Origin of the sequence: Streptomyces sp. ISL-36 (assembly GCF_018614205.1) — a bacterium.
Classification (GTDB): Bacteria; Actinomycetota; Actinomycetes; order Streptomycetales; family Streptomycetaceae; genus Streptomyces.
The window spans coordinates 41,966-47,965 of the sequence record NZ_JAGGOS010000063.1 but is presented as its reverse complement, the minus strand read 5'-3'; the positions used below and the strand labels follow the sequence as shown (position 1 = coordinate 47,965).

Annotated in this window: 6 protein-coding genes and 1 pseudogene; 3 read left to right on the top strand and 4 right to left on the bottom strand. The window is 72.7% G+C overall.

The genetic code is table 11. From position 1 onward, the window contains the following. Positions 1–864, bottom strand: a pseudogene (locus J7E93_RS17510) (ATP-dependent helicase); the annotation flags it as partial. 287 nt (positions 865–1,151) lie between these two features. On the opposite strand from J7E93_RS17510, the gene J7E93_RS17505 reads away from it, so the two are divergent. The 3 genes from J7E93_RS17505 to J7E93_RS17495 all read left to right on the top strand — a co-directional run bounded on the left by J7E93_RS17505 (position 1,152) and on the right by J7E93_RS17495 (position 3,087). Beyond that, the gene (locus tag J7E93_RS17505; RefSeq protein ID WP_215070425.1) at positions 1,152–2,252 is read left to right on the top strand and encodes an acyl-CoA desaturase; all 1,101 of its coding nucleotides are present in this window, start codon (positions 1,152–1,154) and stop codon (positions 2,250–2,252) included. A gap of 37 nt (positions 2,253–2,289) precedes the next feature. Then, positions 2,290–2,472: a hypothetical protein gene (locus tag J7E93_RS17500; protein WP_215070424.1), complete on the top strand. Its 183-nt coding sequence runs from the start codon at positions 2,290–2,292 to the stop codon at positions 2,470–2,472. Between the two features lie 72 nt (positions 2,473–2,544). Then, positions 2,545–3,087, top strand: coding sequence for an MOSC domain-containing protein (locus J7E93_RS17495; protein ID WP_215070422.1), 543 nt, complete (start codon positions 2,545–2,547; stop codon positions 3,085–3,087). 3 nt (positions 3,088–3,090) lie between these two features. On the opposite strand, the gene J7E93_RS17490 is transcribed toward J7E93_RS17495, so the two are convergent. From J7E93_RS17490 to J7E93_RS17480, 3 genes are all read right to left on the bottom strand, one after another. Beyond that, on the bottom strand, positions 3,091–4,473 hold the full coding sequence (locus tag J7E93_RS17490) for a tannase/feruloyl esterase family alpha/beta hydrolase (protein ID WP_215070420.1): 1,383 nt from the start codon (positions 4,471–4,473) through the stop codon (positions 3,091–3,093). Between the two features lie 120 nt (positions 4,474–4,593). Continuing rightward, positions 4,594–5,574, bottom strand: coding sequence for a hypothetical protein (locus J7E93_RS17485; protein WP_215070412.1), 981 nt, complete (start codon positions 5,572–5,574; stop codon positions 4,594–4,596). 100 nt (positions 5,575–5,674) lie between these two features. Then, positions 5,675–5,980 (bottom strand): hypothetical protein, encoded by a 306-nt coding sequence (locus tag J7E93_RS17480; protein ID WP_215070410.1) that lies wholly within the window; start codon positions 5,978–5,980, stop codon positions 5,675–5,677. Positions 5,981–6,000 lie beyond the last annotated feature (20 nt).

Here is a 6,000-nt window from a genome sequence, read left to right as displayed (position 1 = left end):
GCCGGATCCGGCCCAGACCTCGGCCGCGTCCGCGACCAGGGCCGGGTCGCTGACGCTGTGCATCTGGAGTACGGCGCGGAAGGCCGGGGCCTCCTGTGTGGTCAGGCCGGGCAGTTCGACGCGCAGCGAGAGACGTACTCCGGCGTCGTGGCCCGCCGCCACGTCCGCCGCCCATGCCCGTTGCTCCGGCAGCTCCTGCGGTGCGTCGGCGGCGAAGGCGGGACCGCCCGCGGCGAGCGGCGCGGCCGGCGTACGCGGCAGGCCGTCCACGACGGCGTCCACGAAGGCGCGCAGCAGCGCTTCAGGCTCGGGCAGGAGCAACTCCCCTTCCTGGGCGAGGGGTACGGCGTGGGCCGACGGGGGCATCGAAGCGGCGAGCGCCCGCAGCTCCGCCAGTTCCTCGCGGCCCAGCGGACCGGCGCGCCAGGCGTCCCGGTCGGTGCCGGTAAGGCCCGGCAGGAGCAGACCCTTCGCCGCCAGGTGCAGGGCGAAGAGGGTGGCGGCGCCCCAGAAGGCGGCCGCGGGGGAGGTCTTCGTGGAGAACCGGGCGCGGGTGAGGGCCGGGAGGGCCTCCCGTACGGGCAGCAGGAGCGCGGGCACGGTGTGCGGACGGACGTCGTCCGCCACCACCGTCAGCTTGTCCATCGACACGTCAGTCGGCGCCTCCGTCGGCCGTTCGTGCGTCCGCCCGGCGCCCGCTGTCGGCGTACCTCCGTCCGGGGCTCCGCGGGTGGCTCCGTCCGGAGTCCCTTCCGGGGACCAGAAGGCGATCCGCCCGGCGCGGGGCGGATCGGAAGGCAGGAAGACAGCGGAGTGGCGGGCGAGTTCATCGGGTGTCAGCGACAGCGACAACGCATTCCTCAAATTTGACTACTGGAGGCCGAGCGGCCGAGGGTACCCGAACGGACCTCCCTCCCGCCCATGGAAATCCCGTGACCTGGATCACTCCGCCCCGTGACGAAACCCCGTGACGAAACCATGAGGCGGAGGCGTGGGGCGGGGGCGGGGGTGGAGGCAGCCCCACCCCCCCCGGGCAGGCCCCCGAGGACGTCGGGGGGTGACGCCATGGCTGCGCACCACCACCGATCCGTAGGTTCGAGGAAGTCGGGGCGGACCGCGCCCGGCCTCGCCCACGGACACCGGAGACCGCCATGCCCCAGGCCACAGCCACGCTCGCGGCGCCCACCGCCACGCTCACGGCCCCGGATCGGAGGACCCCCGCCAAGCGAGGCGGCGGCAGCGAGTTCGCACCACTCCTGCGCACCATCAAGGAGCAGGGGCTGCTCGAACGCCGGGCCGGCTGGTACGCACGCGGCATGGCCGTCAACCTCCTCGGCCTCGCCGCCGTCGCCGCGGGGCTCGTCCTGCTCGGCCCGTCCTGGTGGGCGCTCCTCCTCGCCGTCCCCCTCGCGCTGCTCTCCGCCCGCGCCGCCTTCGTCGGACACGACGCCGGCCACGCGCAGATCAGCGGCGACCGGCGGCGGAACCGGATCATCCAGCTCGTCCACGCCAACCTCCTGCTCGGCATGAGCCAGGAATGGTGGAACGACAAACACAACCGCCACCACGCCAACCCCAACCACCTGGACAAGGACCCGGACGTGGCGGCCGACATCCTGGTGTTCGCCGCGCACCAGACGGCCGGCCGGACCGGCGTACGCGGATGGCTCACCCGCCACCAGGCATGGCTGTTCTTCCCGCTGACGACCCTGGAGGGGATCGCCCTCAAGGTGTACGGATTCCAGGCCCTCTTCTCCCAGGACGGGCCCTACCGGTCCCGGCGCGAGCGGCTCGTCGAGGGCGCCCTGCTGCTCGCCCACGTCGCCGGCTACGCGGCCCTGCTGCTCAGCACACTCACCGTAGGCCAGGCGCTGCTCTTCGCCCTGATACACCAGATGCTCCTCGGGCTCCACCTGGGCATGGCCTTCGCCCCCAACCACAAGGGCATGGAGATGCCCGACGCCCACCCGGACGGCGACAGCTGGGGCCATCTGCGCCGGCAGGTGCTCACCTCCCGGAACATCCGCGCCGGCGCCCTGACGGACTGGTTCCTCGGCGGGCTGAACTACCAGATCGAGCACCACCTCTTCCCGAGCATGCCCCGGCCGCATCTTCGCCTCGCGCAGCCCGCCGTGCGTGCGCACTGCCGCACACTGGGTATCCCGTACACAGAGACCGGTTTCGTCGAGTCCTACCGGCAGGCGCTGAGCCACCTGCACGAGGTCGGCGATCCGCTCCGTACGGCGGCCTGACAGCTCCGTACCCGGCCCCGAGAAGGAGGCGTCACCCATGACGGCACGGACCAAACTGGTGATCGGAGGAGTGGCCGTCGGCCTGCTCCTGATGCCCTTGATCGGGTTCTGGATGTCACTGCTCGTGGTGATCGGCGTGCCCGCCGTGGCCTACCTGGCGCTGGACCCGGGCCAGCGGCGCAGGCTGCGCCGGATCTCCCGGAAGGAACTCAACCGCTGAGCGGAGGGTCGCCGAGAGACGTGGCATAGGGTCGGAAGCGATCATCAGTTCGGGAGAGGGGAGTTCCGCGTCATGGGCGGGACGGTCACGACGGTCAGCAGCAACGCCGAGTACTCGTTCACCAAGCCGAACCGGGACAGCATCACGCTGCTGGCCGGGCTCGGCGTGGAGGGGGACGTCCACGCGGGCGTCACGGTCAAGCACCGCTCGCGCGTGGCCAAGGACCCGACGGTGCCGAACCTGCGCCAGGTGCACCTCATCCACGCGGAGCTCTTCGACGAGGTCGCCGGATCCGGCTTCGAGGTCGCCCCGGGCGCCCTCGGCGAGAACGTCACCACGCGGGGAATCGACCTGCTCGCCCTGCCGACCGGCACCCGGCTGCGTCTCGGCGCCGAAGCGGTCGTGGAAGTCACGGGACTGCGCAACCCCTGCGCCCAGATCGACAACTTCCGGCACGGACTGCTCAAGCAGGTCCTCGGCCGCGACGAGAACGGGCAGATCGTCCGCCGGGCCGGGATCATGAGCATCGTGCTGACCGGCGGTGTGGTGCGGCCCGGCGACCCGATCACGATCGACCTGCCGGCCGAGCCGCACCGTCCCCTGGAGATGGTCTGAGCGTCAGCTCCGCCGCTCCAGTGCGCAGGAGTTGACCACGTCACCGCCCGCCGGCCGTGCGATCGTCCGGTCCGCGGGCGGCGCCGTACCCTCCTCGACCCACTGCGTCAGCGCCACGAAGGCCGAGCGGTAGCAGGGCAGGATCGGACGCAGCCGCTCCGGGTACGTGTCGTACAGACCGTCGGTGTGGGTGCCGTCCTGGACCGTGTAATAACGGTGCAGCCCGCCCCGGCCCCGTGCGTCGATCATCCGCGCGTACACATCGGAGTCGGTCTTGATCGGCAGCAGCGTGTCGAGGTCGCCGTGGAGCGTGATCAGCGGCTTCCCGATCCGGCCGGTCAACGCGACCTTCTCGACCGCCCTGCGCACGGACGCGGGACGGTCGGTGTAGTCGTAGGAGGCGTCCGAGGCGCAGGCGGCCAGGATCTGCTCGACCGTCGAACCGGCCGTGGAACCAGGGCAGCCCGGGTCGTACGACGGGTCGAACTCGGCCCGGAAGATCTTCTGGGTCAGCCCCCAGTACGCCTTCTCGTGGTACGGCCACAGGAACCGTGAGCCCGGTGCGAAACCGGCGTCGATCAGGTCCTCGTCGGACGCCCGCCCCAGCGACCGGGCGACGGTCACGGGCAGACTCGTCAGCAGGTTGGGCCCCCGGGTCGTCCACAGCACCCCCTCCCAGTCGACCCCGCCGTCGTAGAGCTCGGGACGGTTCTCCAGCTGCCAGCGGGTCAGATAGCCGGCGTTGGAGATGCCCGTCATGTACGTGCGGTGGGGCGCCCGGCCGTAACGCTGCCGTACGGCCTTCTTGGCGGCCCGCGTCAGCTCGGTCACCCGGCGGTTCCACTCGGCGACCGCGTCGCCGGCCTCACGTCCGTCGGTGAAGAAGTCCGGCCCGGTGTTCCCCTTGTCGGTGGCGGCGTAGGCGAAGCCCTGGGCCAGGACGTGGTCGGAGATGAGCGCGTCGGTGGAGTACTGGCGCCGGGTGCCGGGAGCGCCGGTGACGACCAGGCCGCCGTTCCAGTTCTCGGGCAGCCGGATCACGAACTGGGCGTCGTGGGCCCAGCCGTGCGTGGCGTTGAGACGAGAGTCGTCGGGGAAGTAGCCGTCGACCTGGATACCGGGCACGCCGGACGGATTCCTGGTGCCCTTCGCGGAGAGGCCCGCCTGGTCGGCCATGTCGGTGTACGGCGTGCCGGCGAGGCCCGCGGTCGTCAGATCACCGAGACAGACGGACTCCTGGTGCTCCGCGCCGGGCACCTGGATCCGGTGCCGCGCCGCGCAGGGGTCGGGCGGCGCGGGATCGGCCCCCGCCGGATTGGCGGGGCCGACGACGGTCAGCCCCGTCAGGAGCGCGACGAGCAGCGGAACGCCTCGGAACGGGCGCATGGACGGCCTCCGGTGGGACGAACGGGCGGGGGTGCGCCGCCCATCGTGCGGGGCACCCCTTCCGTGCGGCCATGGTCCTGGACCACACCTCGGACCTCCGGCCCATGTGGCCTCCCGGGGTCAGGAGGGGCGTACCGCCATCGCCTCCAGGGCCTCCAGGAGGGCGGGCAGCTTGGGACCTCGGGCGACCGGGAGGACTTCGCGGGGCTCGTCGTCCAGCAGGACGAAGGCCATGTCGTCGGTCCGTGCCACCAGGGACCAGCCGGGGCCGTCCGCGCGGAGCATCCGCGCCCCACCGGCAGCGAAGCTCGACCGGACCCGGCCCACAGGGGGCGCCTCCTCGAGGTAGCCGCGCAGGTCGGCGAGGGCGCGGCGGACACCGTCGTACGGGTCGTGCGGACGGTCGCCGCCGGTGGGGTCGGCCGGGTCGCTCAGGCTGTGCGGACGGTTGCCGCCGGTCGGGCCGGTCGGGTCGACCGGGCTGTGCGGACGGTCGCCGATGCCGTCGCCATCCGCCTCGGCCGGGCCGGAACCCTCGGGGCCCGGCCCGCCCTCGCCGCCCTCGCCGCCGTCAGCTCCGTCGGCCTCACTCTCGTCCATCTGGGCCCGCCAGGCCGCCCACTGCAAGGCCACCTCGTCGGCGCCGAGACGGCGCTGCGCGGGGCCCCAGCCATCGCCGGCCGGCGGGGCCAGCGGGGCACGGTCGCCCTCCTCCGGCTCCGGGTCGTGCGGGGCCGGAAGGCCGGGAGCGGCCGAGGCCACGGCGAGAGGCCAGCCGGGGAGCGCGGCCACGACCGAGCGCTCGTCGGGAGAGAGGTCGTACTCCATCCCGCAGTCCCAGGAGGCGATGGCCACCGCGACGAGCGACACGTCGTCGACGATCACGGTCCACCGGGCGCCCGCGCCGTCCTGGCCGAGCACGAGCCCGTACCCCTCGGCGTACGGTTCGAGCTCCAGCGCCGCGCATGCCGCCGGGTAGTCGTCGCCCAGGACGCTCGGGTACTGCGCGGGCGTCAGCAGCACCGCCGTCAGCACGTACAACGCGTCGTCGGTGCCGTCGGCCTCTACGGTGTTGTCGGCGGTAGGGTCCGTCCCACCCACGGCAGCCTCCCCATCTGGTCGTCGGCGCACCTTAACCAGTGGGTAACCCGCGCGTCGAGAGGCTCCGGGCGACAAAGTGGCGGGGCTGATTCTGTACCGATCAGGAGTCGGGCAGGCCGAGCAGCGACCGGGCCACGGTGCGCGGCGACTCGTCGCGCTCGCGGGCCAGCGCGATCACGGCCCGGCAGGCCAGCTCGTTGATGCCGAAGGAGAGCGCCTCGGGCTGGACCCAGGTGACGGCCTCCTCGATCTGGTCCTGGTCCTCTTCCACACAGCCGACCACGTAGGTCGCCGCCGCCTCGAAGATGTTGTGCGGCCGGCGCACGCCGGGGGCTTTCCGCGGCTCGTCGGGAGCCCGTCGTGCGGTCGGCAGGAGGGTGCGCAGTATCGCTCGCATACGGGCCATGGCCTGCCGCCTTTCCCGGA